The sequence below is a fragment of the Rhizobium sp. BR 314 genome (assembly GCF_047445805.1).
In the GTDB taxonomy this organism is placed as follows: domain Bacteria; phylum Pseudomonadota; class Alphaproteobacteria; order Rhizobiales; family Rhizobiaceae; genus Rhizobium; species Rhizobium lusitanum_B.
The window spans coordinates 290,287-310,508 of record NZ_JARWLA010000001.1 but is presented as its reverse complement, the minus strand read 5'-3'; the positions used below and the strand labels follow the sequence as shown (position 1 = coordinate 310,508).

Annotated in this window: 19 protein-coding genes; 7 read left to right on the top strand and 12 right to left on the bottom strand. The window is 60.4% G+C overall.

Features of this window, described 5'->3' with window-relative positions; all coding sequences use genetic code 11:
- The first annotated feature begins 100 nt into the window (after nucleotides 1-100).
- Nucleotides 101-1,411 carry an MFS transporter gene (locus QD461_RS01490; RefSeq protein ID WP_414086160.1) on the top strand — a complete coding sequence of 437 codons (1,311 nt, stop codon included), beginning with the start codon at nucleotides 101-103 and terminating at the stop codon, nucleotides 1,409-1,411.
- A 29-nt stretch (nucleotides 1,412-1,440) separates the two neighbouring features.
- On the opposite strand, the gene QD461_RS01485 is transcribed toward QD461_RS01490, so the two are convergent.
- The 3 genes from QD461_RS01485 to QD461_RS01475 form a co-directional block, all read right to left on the bottom strand.
- Nucleotides 1,441-1,947 (bottom strand): MarR family transcriptional regulator, encoded by a 507-nt coding sequence (locus tag QD461_RS01485; RefSeq protein WP_199148092.1) that lies wholly within the window; start codon nucleotides 1,945-1,947, stop codon nucleotides 1,441-1,443.
- Nucleotides 1,948-1,971: 24 nt separating this feature from the next.
- Nucleotides 1,972-3,561: a phytoene desaturase family protein gene (locus QD461_RS01480; protein WP_414086159.1), complete on the bottom strand. Its 1,590-nt coding sequence runs from the start codon at nucleotides 3,559-3,561 to the stop codon at nucleotides 1,972-1,974.
- Nucleotides 3,562-3,639: 78 nt separating this feature from the next.
- Nucleotides 3,640-4,422, bottom strand: coding sequence for a cyclase family protein (locus tag QD461_RS01475; RefSeq protein ID WP_184702850.1), 783 nt, complete (start codon nucleotides 4,420-4,422; stop codon nucleotides 3,640-3,642).
- Between the two features lie 395 nt (nucleotides 4,423-4,817).
- Between QD461_RS01475 and QD461_RS01470 the strand changes: the two genes are divergently transcribed.
- Together QD461_RS01470 and QD461_RS01465 are read left to right on the top strand one after the other, a co-directional pair.
- Nucleotides 4,818-6,386, top strand: a complete 1,569-nt coding sequence (locus QD461_RS01470; RefSeq protein WP_414086158.1) for a phytoene desaturase family protein — start codon at nucleotides 4,818-4,820, stop codon at nucleotides 6,384-6,386.
- Nucleotides 6,387-6,483: 97 nt separating this feature from the next.
- On the top strand, nucleotides 6,484-6,999 hold the full coding sequence (locus QD461_RS01465) for a MarR family winged helix-turn-helix transcriptional regulator (RefSeq protein WP_414086157.1): 516 nt from the start codon (nucleotides 6,484-6,486) through the stop codon (nucleotides 6,997-6,999).
- Nucleotides 7,000-7,206: 207 nt separating this feature from the next.
- On the opposite strand, the gene QD461_RS01460 is transcribed toward QD461_RS01465, so the two are convergent.
- The 7 genes from QD461_RS01460 to QD461_RS01430 form a co-directional block, all read right to left on the bottom strand.
- The gene (locus QD461_RS01460; protein ID WP_414086156.1) at nucleotides 7,207-7,881 is read right to left on the bottom strand and encodes an amino acid ABC transporter permease; all 675 of its coding nucleotides are present in this window, start codon (nucleotides 7,879-7,881) and stop codon (nucleotides 7,207-7,209) included.
- A gap of 195 nt (nucleotides 7,882-8,076) precedes the next feature.
- Nucleotides 8,077-8,874, bottom strand: coding sequence for an ABC transporter substrate-binding protein (locus QD461_RS01455; protein WP_414086155.1), 798 nt, complete (start codon nucleotides 8,872-8,874; stop codon nucleotides 8,077-8,079).
- A gap of 81 nt (nucleotides 8,875-8,955) precedes the next feature.
- Nucleotides 8,956-10,164, bottom strand: coding sequence for a pyridoxal phosphate-dependent aminotransferase (locus QD461_RS01450; RefSeq protein WP_414086154.1), 1,209 nt, complete (start codon nucleotides 10,162-10,164; stop codon nucleotides 8,956-8,958).
- Between the two features lie 189 nt (nucleotides 10,165-10,353).
- Nucleotides 10,354-11,136, bottom strand: coding sequence for an HpcH/HpaI aldolase family protein (locus QD461_RS01445; RefSeq protein ID WP_414086153.1), 783 nt, complete (start codon nucleotides 11,134-11,136; stop codon nucleotides 10,354-10,356).
- A 182-nt stretch (nucleotides 11,137-11,318) separates the two neighbouring features.
- Nucleotides 11,319-12,599, bottom strand: coding sequence for a cysteine desulfurase-like protein (locus QD461_RS01440; protein WP_414086152.1), 1,281 nt, complete (start codon nucleotides 12,597-12,599; stop codon nucleotides 11,319-11,321).
- Between the two features lie 102 nt (nucleotides 12,600-12,701).
- Nucleotides 12,702-13,424 carry a GntR family transcriptional regulator gene (locus QD461_RS01435; protein WP_414086151.1) on the bottom strand — a complete coding sequence of 241 codons (723 nt, stop codon included), beginning with the start codon at nucleotides 13,422-13,424 and terminating at the stop codon, nucleotides 12,702-12,704.
- A gap of 81 nt (nucleotides 13,425-13,505) precedes the next feature.
- Complete coding sequence (locus QD461_RS01430) at nucleotides 13,506-14,453, bottom strand: DMT family transporter (RefSeq protein ID WP_414086150.1); 948 nt, start codon at nucleotides 14,451-14,453, stop codon at nucleotides 13,506-13,508.
- Between the two features lie 138 nt (nucleotides 14,454-14,591).
- Here QD461_RS01430 and QD461_RS01425 point away from each other — a divergent pair, with 138 nt between their 5' ends.
- Complete coding sequence (locus QD461_RS01425) at nucleotides 14,592-15,353, top strand: AraC family transcriptional regulator (protein WP_414086149.1); 762 nt, start codon at nucleotides 14,592-14,594, stop codon at nucleotides 15,351-15,353.
- 5 nt (nucleotides 15,354-15,358) lie between these two features.
- Here the strand turns inward: QD461_RS01425 and QD461_RS01420 are convergent, their stop codons facing one another.
- Nucleotides 15,359-16,243, bottom strand: a complete 885-nt coding sequence (locus QD461_RS01420) for a sigma-70 family RNA polymerase sigma factor (protein WP_414086148.1) — start codon at nucleotides 16,241-16,243, stop codon at nucleotides 15,359-15,361.
- Nucleotides 16,244-16,376: 133 nt separating this feature from the next.
- Here QD461_RS01420 and QD461_RS01415 point away from each other — a divergent pair, with 133 nt between their 5' ends.
- The gene (locus tag QD461_RS01415) at nucleotides 16,377-16,835 is read left to right on the top strand and encodes a carboxymuconolactone decarboxylase family protein (RefSeq protein ID WP_184702874.1); all 459 of its coding nucleotides are present in this window, start codon (nucleotides 16,377-16,379) and stop codon (nucleotides 16,833-16,835) included.
- Between the two features lie 61 nt (nucleotides 16,836-16,896).
- On the opposite strand, the gene QD461_RS01410 is transcribed toward QD461_RS01415, so the two are convergent.
- Nucleotides 16,897-17,808 (bottom strand): LysR substrate-binding domain-containing protein, encoded by a 912-nt coding sequence (locus tag QD461_RS01410; RefSeq protein ID WP_414086147.1) that lies wholly within the window; start codon nucleotides 17,806-17,808, stop codon nucleotides 16,897-16,899.
- Between the two features lie 233 nt (nucleotides 17,809-18,041).
- Between QD461_RS01410 and QD461_RS01405 the strand changes: the two genes are divergently transcribed.
- Both QD461_RS01405 and QD461_RS01400 read left to right on the top strand, forming a co-directional pair.
- Nucleotides 18,042-18,854, top strand: a complete 813-nt coding sequence (locus QD461_RS01405; protein WP_184702878.1) for an alpha/beta hydrolase fold domain-containing protein — start codon at nucleotides 18,042-18,044, stop codon at nucleotides 18,852-18,854.
- A 171-nt stretch (nucleotides 18,855-19,025) separates the two neighbouring features.
- Entirely contained in the window at nucleotides 19,026-20,216 is a 1,191-nt protein-coding gene (locus tag QD461_RS01400; RefSeq protein WP_414086146.1) for an efflux RND transporter periplasmic adaptor subunit, read from the top strand.
- Nucleotides 20,217-20,222: the final 6 nt, after the last annotated feature.

The window sequence follows — 20,222 nt, the reverse complement described above, 5'->3', positions numbered from 1 at the left end:
CGATCAGACCAATTGAACGGGGCGGGTATCCCGCCCCGTGCGTCCTCGGGATGCACACAATATCGGCAAAGACCGATACTCTCCAAAAGGGAACAATTGCATGGACAGTCTTCGAAATGGCGTTGCGAAGGACCTCACAAGTCCTCGCGGCGGAGAGATCTCGTATGCCAAAAGCCTCGTCGTCGTCCTCATTTGCTGGCTGGCGATCTTCGCGGAAGGATATGATGTCGGCGTCCTCGGCGCCATTCTGCCGGCGCTCTCCACCGACGATGTCTGGCATCTCTCGCCGCTTCAGCTCGGAGCGATGGGCAGCTACACCGTCTTCGGCATGCTCGTCGGGGGTATCGTTGTCGGTACGCTCAGCGAGCTTTATGGCCGCAAGCCGATGTTTCTCGCCTGCCTCTCGCTTTTTGCCGTCTGCACGGCGGTCACCGCCTGGTCTCCGACGCCGATGTGGTTTGGCGTCAGCCGTTTCGCGGCCGGTGTTGGGCTTGGCGGCATCATCCCATTGGCTGCCGCACTGACCATTGAATATTCGCCGACGGCGAAGAAGAACCTCAATTACGGCATCATGTATTCCGGTTATTCGCTTGGCTTGTTCGTAGCCGCGCTCGTCGGCAGGTGGCTGCTGCCGGACCATGGCTGGCGGCCGGTCGTTGTAGTTGGCGCACTGCCGGTTCTGTTCGTGCCTGTCATGGCATGGCTGCTGCCCGAGTCGCTCGACTTCCTGGTGGCACGAGGACGAAGAGAGAAGGCGAAGCGTCTGGCTGCCTGGCTTGGCGTTTCGGTTCCTGCGGGAACTCAGCCACGGGAAACGAGCCTCGGCTGGCGTGTCGTGCTGGGCGAGATTTTTTCGCGGAGAAACGCCTTTGCCACCGCGTGCTTCTGGATTGCATTATTCATGGGGCTGCTTCTGGTCTACGGCCTGGCTCAATGGCTACCGCAGATCATGCGTAAGAGCGGCTACGATCTTGGTGACAGCCTGCTGTTCCTTGCCGTTTTCAGTTTCACTTCGGCAATTGGCGGTATCGTGCTTGGTCAATGGGCGGATCGTTTCGGCGTGCGGCTGACCGTCACACTGTCCTATTTGCTCGGCGCGGTCGGCATCGCGCTTCTCGCCTTCAAAGGATCTATCTGGCTTAACTATACGGTCGTCGCCATCGCCGGTTTCGGCACGGTATCGGCATCGCTGATCCTCACCGGCTATCTGGCTGCCTACCTGCAGCCCTTCGTGCGGGCGGCCGGCACCGGCTGGGCGCTGAGCTTCTCGCGCATCGGCGCGCTTTCCGGGCCACTTATGGGCGGATATATCGCCAGCCTGAATGTTGGTCCGGAGTGGAATTTCTACGTTTTCGCCATCATTGCTGCCATCGCGGCACTGGCGACGGCGCTCATTCCCAACAAGCGATGATCTGATCTCCAGCGGGCCTTTTGGCCCGCTTAGATCTCGTGCTTACGGATGTTGTGCAGAACTTTGTGCAGGGTCGAGATGAAGCCGCGATACTCGGCTTCGTCGACGCCGTCGAACATCTGCAGGAACAGGTCGTACATGGTCGGCCACACCTTCTCGAAGGCGGCACGACCTTCCTCTGTGATGGAGACGTCACGGATGCGCATGTCCTCGACACGCGGCTGGCGGCGGATGTAGCCCTGCTGTTCGAGCGAATCCAGTGTGCGGCTCATCGTCGACTGTTCGGTAACGGCAAAAACGGAAAGCTCGTTGATGGTGAGGCTGGCCGAGACGCACAGAACGGCGAGCGTTCGCATCTTGGCGGTCGTCATGTCGTATTCGCGCAGCTCTTCGGAAAGATTGGCATTCCAGCGGGCCATCAGCCGGTTCATCAGGTACGGCGCGAAGTGGTTGAGGCCGATTTCGCCCATGGTGGGGCGTTTGGCGTTCTCATCCTGCTTGCGCCTCAAAACGGTGCCTGAAAACCGTTCCTCCATCGACGATGCTCCCTAGGAAACCTGTTACTTCAGCGATGATGCGAGCAGGAAGCCAGAGCCTCCGCCGAGACCTGGACCGGGATGTGCCGAAGCGCCGATGTGGTACAGGCCTGATATGTGGGTGCGGTGGTTAACAGATGACTTGAATGGACGCCAGATGAAAAACTGGTCGAGGCCGCAATAGCCGCCATAGGGGTCGCCGCCGACCAGGTTCATGTTCATCGCTTCCAGATCACCTGGAGAGTAGGCGCGGCGTGCGAGCTTTATGTTAGAGAAGTTCTCGATATGGCCTGCTAGCAGCGCTTCGATGCGGTCGGCATAACGTTCCCGCACCTCTTCCGTCCAGCGGCCATCTTCCGGGGCTGCGATTTCGCCGGCGGCATCGCCCTTGATATGGCGCGGCGCTTCGGGGAGCTGCAGCCAGAGGATCGATTTTCCTTCCGGGGCGCGACTGGGGTCGAGCGCCACGGGCTGCCCGACGCAGACCGTGGGTTCGGCGGGCAGGAGCCCGCGCTCGCATTCGTTGGCGGCGCGCGAGACGCCATCGAGGCCAGGGGTCAGGTGCAGCAGCGCGACCTTGCCGAGCTCGACATCGGCCTTCCAGCGCGGCGGCTCCGAAAGTGCATAGTGGATCTGCATGTCGCCCTTGCCGTAACGGTAATTGGCAACGCCGGATTTGACCTCTCCCGGCATCGGGTCAGGCCAATCGCCCATTAGCCTGTCGTAGAGCTGGTTCGGCGTGACCGAGCAGATCACTCCTGCCTTGGCTTGTAAGGTCTCGCCATTCGCAAGGCGCACGCCATCGGCGCGGCGATTGGGGCCCGGGATGATGGCTGCAACATCGGCATTGAGGCGGATTTCTCCGCCGTGATCGGTAATCAGCCGTTCGAAAGCGGTCAGCAGCTGTACGGCGCCGCCCTTGACGATCGGTGCGCCGCCGAGCTCCAGCGCAAAGCCGATCACTTTCAGCATTTCGGCGGAATAGGCGCTTTCCGGTCCGAGCCCGCAATGGAGCACCCAGGGCGCCCAAAGGGCGTGAATATCCTCGGACCTGTAATTGGCTTCGAGATAGCCGCGCGCCGGCGTCAAGGCATCGCCAAACCAGGCGGCAAGCTTGCGCATGCCACGGTTCCAGCTCTGCTTGCCAACTGTCATCAGCGCCGATCCCGACCACAGCGCGCCGCCGAGTAGGGAAAACAGGAAAGGAGCGTCGGCGGCAAGCGATTCCATCTCGCGAGAGAAGGTCTGCCCGTCGCCGAGGGCCAATTCGTCGAAGATGGCGATATTTCGCCGCCTGTCCTTTGAAAAGATCACATGCGAACCGTCGGGCCGCAGCACCCCTGTCGGGAGGTCGGCATGGGCGAATTCCAGGCCCCGCGCCTCAAGATCCTTGCCGATGGCGCCATAGGCCGGCGAGGTCAGGAACAGCACCATGGTCGTCGCCATGACGTCGTGGATGAAGCCGGGCTCGGTGATCTCCTCGGTGCGCAGGCAACCGCCAATGCGGTCGTTGCGCTCGAGGACGAGCACCTTGTGGCCCTTTTTGCCAAGCATCGCCGCAGCGACAAGCGCATTAATGCCACTGCCGACGATGATGTAATCAAGATCGCCCATTGCCGTTGCCCCTCATAGGCAAGATAGTTGGAAAGGGTGGAGCCTAAATTGCCCCTAGACCCCAACCTTTCCAGCCTATCATGCAATCAACGCCAGTGCACGAACCGGCGAGCCGGTTCCCTTGACGAACTTCAGCGGAGCGGCGATCAGGACGGCACCCTTGGCGGGAAGCTGATCGAGATTGGAGAGGCTGGCGAGGCCATAGCGGTTGGCCTTGTGCATGAGATTGTGTGCCGGGAAGGGCGGGTTCATGCCGCCGGCCGAGCCTGCGTCGGTGCCGATCGTTTCCTGGCCCCAGCCGATGATGCCCTTGGTCAGCAGATATTCGATCGCCTCGGCGGTCGGACCCGGGGAGTGCGGGCCATTTTCGTCGGCATTCAGGAAGGTCTCGGTGGAGCCGTTGCGCTTGTACCAGTCGGTGCGCAGCAGCACCCAGCTGCCGGCTTCGATCGCGCCGTTCTGTGCTTCCCATTCTTTGATGCTGTCTACCGTTAGCAGGTAGTCGGGATTGGCTGCGGCTTCCTTCGAACGGTCGATGACGTTGACGGGAGCGACGAAATTCTGCGGCGGGATGGTATCCGTGGTGTTGTTCGGATTGTCCTTGCCGGTGATCCAGTGGCAGGGTGCATCGAAATGCGTGCCGGTATGCTCGCCCAGTTCCAGCCAGTTCCAGGCCCAGAAAGGACCGTCCTGGTTGTATTCGGAGATCGTGTGGACCTTGACGTTCGGCGTGTTCTTGCCGAACTGCGGCGGCAGGTAAAGCACCGGAGTATCCGGGCCGAGCGGTGCGGTGAGGTCGACGACTTTGACGGAGCCTGAAATCAGGGCGGTGGCCAGGCTGGCGAGTGTATTGGCAGTCATGATAGCGTTCCCTTTGTTGTCGCAGGATCCCGTACGGAGAACCGCTTCGCGGGTCTTCAAACGGGATCTAGCGTGAAGCCATTTTCGCCAGACGCGGGGTGCCTTTCCTCTCAGCACCAGGCCCGCGCGGCGGCGGAATGAGGGAAGCCTATGTCACAATATATGATATTGCAAGCATTCCGGCATGGCGGAGACGTCCAATTTTGACACGTTTGCGAGTATCGCCGCCGGCTCATTAAAGTGCTGAAAATAAAAGGGTATCATAACTATCACTTTGCTGAATGCTCTCAATAGTTGTGGATGATTACAAAATTCCCGTGAATAAATACTTGAAGCTTAAAGCTCAAGATGTATGCATGTGACAATAATAATCACCGACGAATGAGGGGCAGACGATGAGCTATGATGCGATCATAGTGGGGGCGGGCCACAATGGCCTGGCGGCGGCGGTGCATCTGGCGGCGAAAGGCTGGAAAGTCGCCGTCATCGAAGGCAATGCCGAACCGGGTGGCGCTGTCAAAACCCGAGAGGTGACGCTGCCGGGTTTCCGGCACGATCTCTGCGCGATGAACCTCTCCATGTTCGCCGGCTCCGGCTTCTTTGCGCAATACAAGAATGAGTTGTTGGCCGAAGGCTTGGACTTCGTACCTGCTGCCGATTGTTTTGCCAGCGTCTTTCGCGATGGCACCTATCTTGGCGTCAGCACCGATCTGGAAAAGACAACGGGTGCCATCGCCGACATTTCGCCTCAGGATGCCGCCGCATGGCGCCACATGTTGTCCGAGTTCGGCGCTGACGCTCCGCATATTTTCGGTCTCCTCGGATCGCCGATGCCATCCATGGCGGCCGCCAAGGTGATCTGGAAGGCCTGGCGGCAGAAAGGCACCGGCTGGGTCTACGACACGGCACGCATGCTGTTTGCATCGCCGCGCGATTTTCTCGATGCGCGTTTTCAGAACGCCAAGCTGAAGACGATGATGGCGGCCTGGGGATTGCATCTCGATTTTGCGCCCGATGTAGCAGGCGGTGCGCTATTTCCCTATCTCGAATCCATGGCCAATCAGGCATTTGGCATGGTGATCGGCAAGGGCGGGGCCGATACGATCATCAGGGCCATGGCTGCGGTGTTGAAGAGCAAGGGCGGCGAGCTCATGCTCGGCACGCGCGTAGACAAGATCGTCACGGCGGGCGGCAAGGCGACGGGCGTCGTTCTGGCCGATGGGCGTCGCTACGAGGCAAAACGCGCCGTTATCGCCAATGTCCATCCCCAGATCCTGTCCGGCAAGCTTTTGGACCGTGATCAGTCGCGGCAGGAGTTCGATAGGAAGGTTTCCCACTTCCGCGCCGGCCCCGGCACGATGATGATCCATCTGGCGTTGTCGGGTCTTCCGGATTGGACGGCGGGCAAGCCGCTGCAGAACTTCGCTTATGTCCATATCGCGCCTGATCTTGAGATGATGTCCCGCGTCTATGCCGAGGCGATGGGCGGGCTGTTGCCCGTCGAGCCGGCCTTGGTGATCGGACAGCCCACGGCGATCGATCCCTCGCGCGCGCCTTTCGGTCAGCACACGCTCTGGATACAGGTGCGTGTGTTGCCGGCAGAGTTCAGCGGCGATGCAGCCGGTCAAATCAGCGGCGCAAGCTGGGATGAGATCAAGGATGCTTATGCGGAGCGAGTCCTCGACATTGCCGAGCGTTACGCACCCGGCTTGCGTTCCAAAATACTGGGACGGTCGGTTTTCTCTCCGGTCGATCTTGAACGCGAAAACCCGAATCTCGTCGGCGGCGACAATCTCTCCGGCAGCCACCATCTCGACCAGAACTTCCTGTTCCGTCCCGTTGCAGGCTATTCGCGCTACAAGACGCCAGTGGGATCTCTGTTCATGTGCGGGGCTTCGACATGGCCCGGCGCGGGGACGGGTGCGGGTTCCGGCTTCATGTTGGGGAAAATGCTTGCCAAGTAAGCCCAATCCGACTTGACGGCCAAACCTTTGACATTTCAAATATCGTTCCCTAGATCGCTTATCTGAGTGATGCGGAACGATAGACCGAGGCAACGTCATGACAGAGTCCGAGAGTGCAACCGTTGACCTGGAGATCATCGTTCAGGGCGCACAGGAAGGCAAAAAGCTGGAGCTGCGGCTCTGGTTGCGGATGCTGTCGACCACGAAGCTGGTCTCGCAGGAAATCCGCCGCCGGCTACGCAACGAATTCGGGGCGACCCTGCCGCAGTTCGACTTGATGGCGCAGCTCTATCGCGAGCGCGATGGTCTGCGCCTCGGCGAGCTTTCCAAGCGAACCATGGTCACCAACGGCAATGTCACGGGACTGGTCGAACGGTTGGAGACGGACGGGCTCGTGCTGCGCGTGACGCCTGATGGCGATCGCCGCGTGACGGTTGCCAAGCTTACGGAAAAGGGCGTGGCGCTGTTCGGCGCCATGGCGGCCGCGCACGAGGGTTGGCTGCGCGATATGATGGCGGATGTCGATCCTGCAATCGTTACCGAGCTCTGGCAGGATATCGGCGCGGTGAAGTCGTCGGTCAGCAATCATCTGTCCGGCAGCGATTTCGATTGACTAGAGCCTTTCCGCTTTTCTTCGAAACGCGAAAAGGCTCTATCTCGTTGCTTTACGCCAATTCTGGACGGAAAACCGCTTCGCACTTTTCCGCGAGTTGCTCCAGGGTTTCAGCGGCCCAGCGTTTCTCTGAAACGCCAGGCCGCTCCCCTCTGTTATCTCCGATAATTCCGCGCCAAACTGCTATGCACTTTTCCTGGGGATGCCTTAGCGGGCGCGCTCGCTCTTGAACTTCTTTTCGAGCACGCTCACTAGGCGAACCATCGGCCAGAGCAGGATAACGTAGATCATCGCTGCCATGATGAGCGGCGAGGGATTGGCGTAGAAGCCTTGCGCGTTCTGCCCTTCCTTCAGGAGTTCCGGCAGTGCGACCGTCGAGGCGAGCGAGGTATCCTTGAACATGGAGACGCAATTGCTCGTGGTCGGCGGAATGACGATGCGGACAGCCTGCGGTAGTACGACCTTGTAGAGCGTGATCAGGAAGGGGATGCCGAGAGCGGCGGCAGCTTCGAATTGGCCGCGCGGCACGCTTTCGATGCCCGAGCGGAAGACCTCGGCCGAATAGGCCGCAAGTACGATGGAAAAGCCGATGATTGCAGACCACCAGGCCGAGAAGCTGATGCCGACGAAGGGCAGTGCATAATAGATCAGGATCAGCACGACCAGCATCGGCATGGCGCGCATGATGTCGATATAGGCGATCATCAGCAGCTGGATCGGCTTCGGCGCATAAAGGCGGATCAGGCTGACGATGAGGCCGCCTGTCACGCCGATCAGAATGCTGACCGCGCCGAGCGCGATGGTCATCCAGAGGCCGCGCAGCAACTGCGGGAAGGCCGAAATCATGACGTCGGAATTGAAGAAGGTATCGACGAAAGACATTGGCACTCCCGTGTGCAAGACGAAGACAAGATTTCTTGGAGCATTTCTGCATTCAACAGAGTCGCAGAAATGCTCTATCTCTTTGTTTTTATGCAATTCCTGACGCAAAACCGCCTCGCACTTTTGCTGGAATTGCTCTGGTATCTACGCCGGTCGATACGACCGGCGTAGCCTATTTCGGTGATGATCTTTTGATCACGCCTTAGGGATAGGCAATTCGGTGACGGTGGAGGAGCCAGCCGGTGCCTTGCCGCCGAACCACTTCTCATGGATCTTGTCCAGCGAGCCATCTTTCTTCATCGCGGTAATGGCATCGTTGATCTTGGCGAGGAGCGGCGAATCCTTGGTCATCATCAGGCCGTACTGTTCGCCGGTCTTGATGCGATCCTTGATGGCGAAGCCCTTGGTCTTGACGAAGAGGTACTGCATGCCCGGGATGTCGCTGACAACGGCGTCGATGCGGCCTGCGCCGAGATCGAGGAACATGTCCTGCTGCGAGTTGTAGCCCTTGACGTCGGCAAAGCCCTGGGCGGCCTTGTTGTCGTTGACCCATTTCTCGCCGGTCGAGCCGGAAAGTACGCCGACGACCGCGCCCTTGAGATCGGCGAGCGCCTTGATCGAGCTGCCTTCCTTGGCGGCGACGCCCATGTCGGAATCGTAGTAGGGCTGTGTGAAGGATTGCGACTTCAAGCGCTCCTGCGTGATGGTGATCGACGAAATCGCCACATCGATGCGCTTGGAACTGGTTGCCGCAAATAGGGCCTGGAATCCGTAGTCGGCAATGTTGGTCGACATGCCGGCGCGCTTGGCGGCTTCGTTGACGACATCCACTTCAAAGCCTTCGAAGCCGCCATTGGCGGTCTTGTATTCGAAGGGCGGGTTGTTCGGATAGGAACCGACGTTCAGGACATCGGCCGCGTAGGCGAAGTGGCTTCCACCGGCCAGGCCGACGGCGGTCGCAAGGACCAGTAGACTGCGACGAGTTATATGCATTTTCTTGGTCTCCCTCTGGTTATGGCTGCGGGCTTTCCTCTCACCCGCGGTAGTCCCCGTCCGCCCAAGCGGGCGGTCGTCTCACGTCATCGCATCGACCATGCGGTCGAGGGCGAGGCGCATCTGTTCGGTTTCGCGGAAGGTGCACATGCGCAGGAAGGCACGGGACGACTCTCCAAAATGGTATCCGGGCGCCAGACCGACGCGGGCCGTCTCAAGAATGCGCTCGCACAAGGCGGTCGCATCGGGTTCCCCCTGCAGCGCGAAGAAGGCATACATGCCGCCGCGCGGCTTTTCCGGCAGGATCATGCCCGGTATTTTCGGCAGCTTTTCATAGGCCAGATCGAGGCCGGCCTTGATCCGGCCGCGGATTTCCGAAACCAGCGGCTCGCCTTCGCGCAGAGCGGCGGCGGCTCCTGCCTGAACCATGGCCGAAGTGCCGCTGTTGATATACTGCGTCATCGCGCCGAGCTGATCTGCGACGGCCGATGGGTGCGTCAGCCAGCCGACGCGCCAACCCGTCATCGCCCAGGCCTTCGAGAAGCTGTTGATCGCGATCACGCGATCGCCATCCTCGGCCACCTGCAGGATCGAGGGCGCGATTTCGCCATCGAAGTAGAGGCGGGCATAGACCTCGTCGGAGATGATCCAGATGCCGGTGCGGCGGCTGAAATCGAGCAGCGCCTGCATCTCCTCGCGAGACGCCGTCCAGCCCGTGGGGTTGGAGGGGGTCGAGAGGAAGATGGCACGCGTGCGCGCATCGCAGCGTGCAAAGAGCTTGTCGAGATCGAGGCGCCAGTCGGTATCGAAGTCGAGAGAGACAGGACGCGGCTCGCCGCCGATCAGGTGGATGGCGTTGTGGATGTTCGGCCATTGCGGCGCGACGTAGACGACATTGGTGCCAACATCGACGAGCAATTCGAGCGCCATGTAGAGGGCCTGCATGCCGCCGGGGGCGACCGTGGTGCGCTCGATCGGGATGGGGCGGCCGTGCCAATGCGTCTGATAATCCGAAAGAGCCTCGTTCAGCGTCGCCAGACCGCGCATGTTCGGGACATAGAAGGTTGCGCCGTCATCGAGCGTTTTCTTCGCGGCGTCGCGGATGAATTCCGGGGTCACCACATCGCCTTCGCCGAACCAGAGCGGAATGACACCGCCGAGTTCGCGGGCGCGCTTGGCGAGCACGGCAATGTTGTCGGTGCGCATGTCACGAATCTGGGCACGAATGCCTTCGAGGGCATCGTGGCCCGTGATCGCGTTCGGCAGGTTAGGCTGCGGCAGAAGAGACAAGAAATTTCCCCTGGGAATCCGATGTTGAAGAGACGAAACGAGTGCTGAAATTCACGCCTGGACTGCCATTCGACTTCGAATGGTTATCCAAAACCCAATGCATTTCAAGGGTAAAGTTTAAGCTTAAAAAGTCTGCATTCCCGTCCGAATCGACAATGGCGCCAGCAAGAGGTAAGGCTTTGGAACAAATCATTTTTCCTTCACCTCCAAACTGCCGCTCGACTTCTTTGCATCGATGACGCCGGCGGCCATGCTGGCGCCGAGAAACATCGTGTCGCTTGCGAGTATGAAGAAGCTTATGCCCGCTTCCGACCATGCCGCGACATCATCCGGCGACGGACGGAAAATACCGACCGTGCGACCCGCTGTGAGGGCTGCTTTGGTAATGGTGCGAATGGCGGCGTCAAGCTTGTCCTTGCCGGTTGGTCCCATCGCGTTGATGGAGACCGAGAGATCGCCGGGGCCGATGAAAATAAGATCGACACCATCTACGGCGGCGATTTCAGCAATGTTCGCAAGCCCTTCGGCAGTCTCCACCTGAATGGCAAGCACGAGCTCGGCATTGGCCTTGGCGAGGTAATCCGGAATGCGGTAGCCGTAGGCTGCGGCCCTGCCCGGGCCAACGCCGCGGGCGCCGAGAGGGGGGTAACGCATGGCTTTGACGACGGCGCGCGCCTGCTCCGCCGTCGAAACGCGTGGGACGAGAACGCCCGCGGCCCCGGCATCCAATACGGCGGCGATATCTTCCGCCGCATGTCCCGGCACACGAACCATGGCGGGAACGCGATGGATGTCGGTGGCCCGGATCAAATCCTCGATGCGCTCGCGGCTGATCTGAGAGTGCTCCCAGTCGATGCAGAGGAAATCGACGCCGGAGGCTGCCGTTACTTCGACGGCTACCGGATGCGGAATCGCGGCAAAGGTGCCGATAAGCAGCCTATGATCGATACAGTTCCCGCGGAAATCGCTCATCCTTTTCCTCCCACTTCAGCGGTCCACCCGACGAGGGATAGACCGAAACGACCTAGCTGCGAAGCGACATTCTGTTTCGAACCTCAGGTTGCTTTCGACGCGCTACCGATCGGGTCGGCGGCGCGCAGGCATTGCGGTGGCGGGGTTGTTCGGGCGCCGCCACCGCTCACGGACACGGCGGCTTATTTGCGCCGTGCCATGATCTTGGTCAGGACCGCATCGAAGCGGGCGATCTCTTCGACCTTGTTGTAATGCACGAGCGACACGCGGATGGCGCCCGTTTCCATCGAAAGGCCCAGGCGTTTCATCAGGCGCGGTGCGAACATGTGACCATCGCGCAGGCCGATACGCTCCTTGCCCATCTCATCAGCAAATTCCTGCGGTGTGATGCCCGGTATGTTGAAGCAGATTGTGGGAACGCGCTGTTCCAGCCGGCTTTCGTCGGAGATGCCGTAGATGGTGGCGCCGTGGCGCTTGAGGACGGCAATCATTTCGCGCGAAAGCATCAGCTCGTACTGGCGGATCGCGCCCATGGCGGCAGTGAGTGCTTGGCGGCGGCTATGCTCGCCGCTCGACAGGAATCGGCGGCCGAGGGCTTCGAGATATTTGACAGCCGCATTCATGCCGGCGACGTTTTCATAGGTGAAGGTGCCGACCTCGATCTTGTAGGGCGGGACGTCCGGAATAAAATCTTCCTTGAAGGTGGGAAGCTTGACCAGCGCATCGTAACGGCCCCAGAGGAAGCCCATGTGCGGCGAAAAGTTCTTGTAGCCAGAGCAGACGAGATAGTCGCAGCCCCAGGCCTGCACGTCGATCAGGCCATGCGGGCCGTAGTGGACGCAATCGAGAAAGGTTTCGGCGCCGGCGGCGGCTGCGAGTTTGCAGACGGCCGCGACATCGACGATCGTGCCGATGGAATGCGCGGTGACCGTGCAGGCGACGAGGCGGGTCTTGTCGTTGAGCAGCGGCTTCAGATCTTCCACATGCAGCGTGCCGTCCTCGCGCATGCGCCACCATACGATCTTGGCGCCATCGGCTTCCAGCGCCATCCAAGTGGCGATGTTGGCGTCGTGATCCATGTCGGTGACGACGATTTCGTCGCGCTCGCCGAGCAGCTTGGCGATGCCGAGGCTCACAAGGCGGATGAAGGAGGTGGCGTTCTGGCCGAAGGAGATTTCTTCCGGGCGATAGGCGTTAACCAGCATGGCGACGCTTTCGCGCGCCTCATCCAGATTGCGGTCGACGCCCTGGCTGTGCTGGTATTTCGCCATGCGTTGGACGTTGAAATCGATGAGATGGTTGGCAACCGCGTCGACCACCGCCTGAGGCACCTGTGCGCCGCCCGCATTGTCGAGAAAGACGAAGTCGCCGGCCTTCTGAATGGCCGGGAACATGGCGCGGACCTCGTCGACCGGGAAGCTGTTATGGCCGGCGAATTGCGATGCGGAAGCGGCGGAACTCATGGGGATCTCGCTCTGAATGTTGGGACTGGAACCTCTAGTTTGATCATTTGATCACAAAATACTTTAAGGTTCAACCAAATTCCTTAAACTCATTTCGGAAGCTTAGCGGCGGGCTGAGCCGGAGCCCTTGCGCTGTTCGTCCTGAGTGGCCGGGCAGTAATCCTGCAGGATTTCATGGGTACGTCTGATATCGGCGACGACGCCATCCCGGGCAGCGGCGAAATCACCGGCCTTCAGCGCCTTGACGATCGCAACGTGCTCGCCGGCAGGGTCTAGCTGGCCGCTGCGCATCAGGGGTTCGACCGAAGCGGAGAGCATGCGCATATAAGGGCCGAAGCGCAGCCACAGGGTCTCGATCAGTTGCAGTAAGACCTCGGAGCCGGAGGCGCTGTAGATGGTGAAGTGGAACTGCTGGTTCTTGGCCATCAGGTCGTAGACATTGGCGCCGAGACCGATGACATGTTGTTCGCCGGCGATGCGTTCGAGCGTTGCGATGTCCGTCGGGGTGAGATTCGGCAAGCCAAGTTCGGCGGCAAGGCCCTCCACTGCGATACGAGCACGGCAAAGATCGTCTAGCCGCGCGAGCGTCACGATCGGGATACGGGCCGAACCATTGGCGGCGACTTCGAGGGCATTTTCTGCCGCAAGCCGACGCAGGGCCTCGCGAACCGGCATGTTGCTGGTTCCGAAGGTTTCAGCAAGCGAGGCGATTGTCAGAGTTTGCCCGGGGTCGAAATTGCCGGCCATGAGCGCATTTCTCAGCTGTTGATAGACGCTCTCCTGGATCGTCGTTCTGGAGGACACCGGTTCCAGGGCTATGCGCACGCTTGCTTCCTCTCCGCTTCTGGGGACTCGTTCATGGTAGAACGAAGGGCGTGCGAAAGGAAAGGGGCATCGCAACTGCGATCAGGCTTCCTCCGTTTCCCAGCTTGTTTCATCGGCCGCATCCGCCTTCGCCGGAGCCTTCCGTAGCCCTAGGCCAACGCCGATGAGGGCCAAGGCGCCGCCGATGCCATGATAGGAATGCAGTTCCTCACCAAGGAGTGCCCAGGCCAAGGCCGCAACGACGATCGGCAGGAGATTGATCAACAGCGAGGCACGGCCGGCTCCGAGTTTGTGAATGCCGATCATCCAGCACAATGGAGCGATAAGAGAGGTCGGTATCGCGGCATAGAGAATGAGCGGCAGGTTTGCCGCCGTCACCGGCGAGATATCGCCCATCAGGAAGACAGGGATCAGCAGCACAGTCGAGAAGGCGATCTGCCAGAAGAGCTGTTGCCACATCGAAAGCGGCATTGCCCAACGCCTCAGCATGACACCATAGAGCGCATTTGAGAGAACGGCGATGATCATCAGGCCGTCGCCGACGTGAAAGCCGCCGTTGATCAGGATCATCGGATCGCCGCGGGATGTCAGATAGACGAGCCCGATCAAAGAAATGCCGCCACCCGCGAGGCTTGCCACCGTAAGCCTTTCACCCGCCAAGAGGCCAGCAAGCACGGTCGACAGCAGCGGCATAAGGGCGACCATCACGCCCATATTGACTGCCGAGGTCGTTTTCGCCGCCTCGTAGGCGAGGCTCTGGTAGATCACCATACCGAGGGCGCCGAGCGTGGCGAGTTTCAGCCAATGGTCGCGCAACGCGGCTCTATTGCGCCAGGCCGCGCGGCCGACGAAAGGCAGGAGCACGACGAAGGCAAGCAGCCAGCGATAGAACGAGATGGAGCCGGGTGAAATGACGCCCGCCGACGCCTTGGTGACCACAGTATTGCCGGACCAGATCAACACGGTCAGCAGCGGCGCCAGGCCGGCGGCGCTCACGATGGATGCGGAGGAGTTCGGCTGATTGCTCATGGGATTGGTCTCTCGATGTCGTTCTAACTTCAATGGGTATGAAGAGGGCGGACACGCTATGCCGGCGTGATGATCTTCTACTGCCTGTCTGAATTATGGTATATAGCGAAGATCGGACAACGGTAGCGAGATGAGGACATGAGAAATCGGCTCCCGCGCATTCAGGGCGATCCACCAAATCCGGTTTCTTTTCGAACCGAGAACTACAAGGGCGGCACCATCATTCCCAAGAAGAGCCAGCCCTGGGGAGAGCTCAACTACGCCATAACCGGCGTTGCGGAGTTCGATATCGAGGGCGTGCGCTATCTGTCGCCGCCGCACTATGCCATCTGGTTGCCACCCGAGACGATGCACGGCGTCGGGATGCAGCACGATCTGCGCTATGCGACCGTCTACGTTGAGCGCGCTCTTTGCGCAAATCTCCCGGCCCAGACGTCCACGCTCAGCATCAGTCCATTGCTGAAGGCGATCCTGGCGGATTTTGCGGCGCGCGACGTCACCATGCCCGAAACGGCTGAGGATCTGAGGCTTGCGCAGGTGCTGGTAGACCAGATTCGCCTCGCGCCGCGCTGCGAAAGCTATCTTCCGCTGTCCGACGATGCTCTGCTCGGCCCGGTGCTCGCAGCCCTGCAGGCCGATCCCGGCGACCGGCACTCGCTCAGCGAATGGGCGCGCAGGGTGGGCACCACCGAGCGCACTCTGTCGCGCCGATGCCAGGACGATCTCGGCCTTTCCTTCAACGAATGGCGCCAACGTTTGAAGCTGGTCGCGGCGTTGTCGCTGATCGAAGCCGGCGAGCCGGTGCAGCGGATCGCGTCGCGGCTGGGCTACAGCAATGCTTCCGCCTTTATCGCCATGTTTCGTCGGCTGACGGGAACGAGCCCGACGCAGATGCGATAACGTGCTCATGGCTCGATTAGCACGATGTCGAGCGCGCGCAGTCGTTCCGGATCAGCCATCGCATCGACAGCCGTGACCAGATTGTCCTCATTGAGGGTGAAGCGGAGCGCGATGCGCAATTGTCCACCAATGATCACGACGGCGCCTACAGCGCCATCGATAACGGCTGCTCGCGCTGCCTGCGCGCGGCCATTGAAGGTCGCGGCAATGGCAGAGCGCCCCTGAAGTTCGCCGACAGACCCCATTTGAGCTGCAACTGCGTCGGGACAGAAGAGCGCTTCGGGATCGAGTACGGCCAGTAGCGCCTGCAGGTCGCCGACACGGGAGGCTGTCAGAAAGGCGTCGACCACGTGGCGCTGCCGGGTGAGATCGGCCTCCGTCGTCGATGGCGTATCCTGCACGCGCCGGCGGGCACGGCTCGCAAGCTGGCGGGTTGCGACCGTGGTGCGTCCCAGAATCGGGGCGATGTCGTCGAAAGAGACGTCGAACATATCGTGTAGAACAAAGGCGAGCCGTTCGGCGGGATTGAGTTTTTCCAGCACCACCAGGAGGGCGAGACCGACGGAATCGGCCAGCAGGGCATCCTGTTCCGGATCGGTGCCGTTTCCGGCCTCATGCACCACCATTGGCTCTGGAACATGGATGGTCAGCGGTTCTTCGCGACGGGATTTGCGGGTGCGCAGCAAATCGAGGCAGATGCGTGCCGTGACCGTCGTCAGCCAACCGCTGAGATTTTCGACATGTGACGTGTCGCTTCTGACCAGGCGCAGCCATGTTTCCTGCACGGCGTCCTCCGCCTCCGTGCGCGAGCCGAGCATGCGATAGGCAACGGCGCGCAGATGCGGCCGGTTCGCCTCGAATTTCTCCGCCTGCCACTTTTTTTCGTCCATCGGTCACATTCCCTCATCGTGTTCCGTCAGACCTATGACGAACGACATCCGGCCGGTGTGACAACGGATCGGCAGGAAAGTGCATCGTCTGAACGAGAGCGGCAACAGCGCTCGCACAACAGAGGAAACAAATATGCAAGCTCGTATGAAGAACCCCGTCCTCGTCCTGCCCGAAACGCTGCAGGCGCTTCTGGCCGTCAGCAATTCGATCAAGGATCGTGGCCTGTCTGAAAACACCATGGACCTTGTGCATCTGCGCGTCAGCCAGATCAACGGCTGCAGCGTCTGCACCGATATGGGCTTTCGCAAGCTACAGAAGGCAGGCGAGACGATGGAGCGTATCGTCGGCGTCTCCGCCTGGCGTGAAATGCCATACTTCTCGGATGCTGAGCGTGCGGCCCTCGCGCTCGGCGAGGCCGTCACGCGGCTTGCAGACCGGCCCGACGCCGTCACCGACGAGATCTGGAACGAAGCTATCAGGCACTACGATGAAAAGGCGCTCTCGGCTCTCATCGTTGCCATTGCGATCGACAATGTCTGGAACCGGCTGAACTCGACGGTCCGCCAGCCTGCAGGCGCCTCCTGGAATTGAAGAATGCCGGAGGATGCCGATCCTTCTCCCCCGCGCAGGGGGAGAAGGCAGATTTTTTGGTTCAGGCTTCTCCGACCCGCGCGGTCACCAGCAATTTGGCCAGCCAGTCAACGAAAACGCGCACCTTGTTGCTGAGATGTCGGTTGGGCGGATAGACGATGTGCATGGGTATGACGGGTCGGGTCCAGCCAGCGAGGATGGGCACGAGGTCACCCTTGGCAAGCGCATCTCGCGCCATGAAGCTTGGAACCTGCGCAATACCGAGACCGGTCAAAGCCGCCTGGATGTAGCTGCGACCGTCATTCACCGAGAGAATGTAGCGCGGGCTGATCTCCAGGGATTCGTTGCCGCGTTCGAACAGGAAAGGAACCGTACGGCCGGTTTGTGCGCGAAAGTAGCTGACCGCATGATGCCGGGTTTCCAGATCTTCCGGCCGTTCCGGGATGCCGTGCTTTTCTATGTAAAGCGGCGAGGCACAGGTGACGACATGCATTTCGCCAACGCGGCGGGCGATCAGCGACTGGTCGCTCGGCATGCCGGCGCGGAGTGCACAATCGACATTCTCGGCCAGATAATCGACCAGCCGGTCGCCGACGCCGAGGTCGATATGGATATCGGGATAGCGCTGGTGGAAGTCGCAGAGGGCCGGCATGACGATCCGCTCGGCGAAGGCGCCAGCCATTTCGACGCGCAGGCGACCGCTCGGCAGGCTTTGCGAATTGCTGATGCTGCCGTCCAGTTCCTCGATTTCGGAGAGGATCTGAATGGCGCGCTCATAATAGAGTGCGCCGTCGGTGGTCACCATGACGCGCCGCGTCGTGCGGTTCAGGAGCTTCGCGTGAAGATGGGCTTCGAGCGACTGGATGAGCGTCGTCACCGTTGCCTTTGGCATGGAAAGGGCGGCGGCTGCACGGGTGAAGTTGCCCGTCTCCACCACGCGCGCGAATGCCCGCATTGCTGATAATTGGTCCATTCCATGATGTCCCTCGACCACAAAATGAAGAGGTCGATTGTTTGTAATTGTGAATAGTCTGATCGAATATAGGCTACTTATTCTCAGAACGGAATAACGATATGTTGTTTCCATGATTGTTGCAATGCGGCACGGGGCGCTCAAGACCGCATTATCGAGAATATGATTGCAAAGCGTGCTAGAGGGCCGGCTTGGTTTAATCATGTTCATCCGAACAGATAGGATTTGGTTCGATGAGTGCGCCGTGGAAAGATGTTGTGCTGGAAAACGTGCCTACGGGGCCGGTGGCAGCTCGGATCTACAACGGTGAAGGTTTGAAGAAGGCGGCACCTCTCGTGCTTTATCTGCACGGCGGCGCTTTTCTGGATACCGATCACGCGATCGATCGACCGGTGGCTTTGAGCCTCGCTGAGGCCGGCGCTATCGTTGTTGCGGCGGATTATACCAGCTGCAATCATAATGCTTTTCCGAAGGTGCTTGAATGCGCCTACGGGATTTTTGCCTACCTCAGCAACAAGCGGAACATGCTTGCGCTAGGTGGAGCGAAAAAGTCGCTGCTTTTTGTCGCCGGTGAGGAATCGGGTGGCAATGTAGCAGCGGGTGTCGCTTTAAAGGCGCGCGATCAGATACCCGGCTCGTTGGACGGGCAGGTATTGATATCGCCTTTACTTGATCCTTTCATGGGATCGAAATCTTTCCTCCAAGCGGAGGAAAGCGGCATGCGCGAGCGCTGGACGGAGGGCTGGAATCGTTACCTGGGTTTCCTGGGCGGTGTCTGTCATCCCTACGCGGCGCCTCGATACTGTTCGCGGCTTTCGGGCCTCGCGCCGGCATTGGTGCTCACGGCCGAGGACGACCCGCTCCGCGACGAGAGCATGGAATACGGCAGCCGGCTGAAAGCGGCTGGCGTCCGTGTTCGCCAGCAAGTCCTTCCCGCCGGGACAGGCTGGCCCACTCTCTACGGCGGGCAGTCGAAAGACAGGCCTTCATGGCGGCAGGATGTGTGCTGTTGCTTCAAGAGCTTTGTCGAAGACGTGCAGGCTTAATCGACAATCAGCATCTCGGTCGCGAGGAAAGTCGCGGATTTGGACGGGATGTCGACGGTAAGACCGACGTGATCTCCGTGGCGACACACGGCGGCTCGTGCGCCTGACCGCATCGAGACGATAAGAATTTTCGGTCCCCAATCCCAAGAGGGGATCAAAGGAGAGACGAACATGAAGTCCAACGGTAAGCGCTGGGCCCTGTGGGGCGCCGGCATGGGTGTTGCTGCGGCCATTTCAGGTGCGGCTTTCTATCTGGAGCTGCCGCGCGGCGCTCAAGCAACCGAGGCATCCGGCCCGGCGGCAATGCCGGCCATTCCGGTCACCGTCGCTGCCGTGGAGCCGCGCGACATCACCTCCTGGCAAGAGTTTTCCGGCCGGCTTGAAGCCATCGACCGCGTCGAAGTTCGGTCGCGCGTCGCCGGCGCGATCCAGTCCGTGCATTTCCGCGAGGGAGCCCTGGTCAAGCAGGGTGACCTGCTTGTGACGATCGACCCTGCACCCTATGAGGCGACGGTCGCACAGGCACAGGCGCAGGTATCCGCCGCCAAGGCGAAGCTCGATCTGACCAAGGTCGAGGTGGGCCGTGGCCAGAAGCTCTTCGACAACAAGACGATCTCGCAGAGCGATATGGATACGCGCACCAGCAATTATGCCGAGGCAGAGGCCAATCTGAAGGCAGCGCAAGCAGCCCTGCAGACCGCACAGCTGAACCTAGACTATACGCAGGTCCGTGCTCCGATCGCCGGTCGCGTCGGCAAGATTGCCGTCACCGTCGGCAACCTCGTGGCCGCCGGCTCCTCGTCGCCGGCACTGACAACGCTCGTATCGGTCGATCCGATCTATGCGAGCTTCAGCGCCAACGAGCAGACCGTGACCCAGGCGCTGGCCGAACTGCCGGCAAACGGTGGTGCCGTTCCGCCGATCGAGCAGATCCCGGTTCAGATCGGTACGGCAAGCGATAGTGGCACGCCGATCAAGGGCAAGTTGCAGCTGATCGACAATGAGGTCGATGCGGCGAGCGGCACCGTCAGCGTTCGCGCAGTCTTCGACAATCCGGGCGGTCGTCTCATCCCTGGTCAGTTCGTGCGGGTCCGTATGGGTCAGCCGAAGGCCGAGAACAAGATCGTCATTGACGACCGCGTAGTTGGCACCGACCAGGACAAGAAGTTTGTCTTCGTCGTGGATGGCGAGAACAAGGTCAATTACCGGCAGGTTCAGCTCGGGTCGCTGGTTGACGGCCAGCGAGTGATCGAGAACGGCCTGAAAGCCGGCGAAATGATCGTCGTCAACGGGCTGCAGCGCATCCGTCCCGGTGCCGTCGTCGCACCGCAGTTGGCAGAGAAGGTTGCGACCGCTCAATAAGACTTC